Origin of the sequence: Alicyclobacillus fructus (assembly GCF_017329605.1) — a bacterium.
Taxonomy (GTDB): domain Bacteria; phylum Bacillota; class Bacilli; order Alicyclobacillales; family Alicyclobacillaceae; genus Alicyclobacillus; species Alicyclobacillus fructus.
Genome location: NZ_JAFMTY010000095.1, coordinates 1 through 343, shown reverse-complemented (window position 1 = coordinate 343; position 343 = coordinate 1). Strand labels below are relative to the sequence as shown.

The 343-nt window shown below is 59.8% G+C and carries 1 pseudogene; it reads right to left on the bottom strand.

The features are described 5' to 3' along the window. Positions 1-343, bottom strand: a pseudogene (locus J3481_RS14465) (IS1634 family transposase); the annotation flags it as partial.

Here is a 343-nt window from a genome sequence, read left to right as displayed (position 1 = left end):
CAGCAACACATGCGAACGGATCCGCTCGTCCTTCCGGTGATACATGGGACGGATGTCCAACGTCGTCTTCAGTGTCCGAAACGCGGACTCCACCATCAGAAGCTGCTTGTATCCCAGTGCGACATCTTCCGTCGACAGCGTGTCATCGGAGGTGCGGATCAGGTACTTCCCGTCCAGATGGGCCGCTTGCCGCACGGCCTCCGGGTCAATTCTCAGGTTCCCCCATCGGTCCTGTTTCAGGTAGCGCTTGAACGTTGGATGGCTCGCAAGCCGACAGTGCGCCTTCGTGTGCGCTTCGCCCTGAAGCTCCTTGAGGCGTTCCAACTCTATCCGAAGCTCGCGC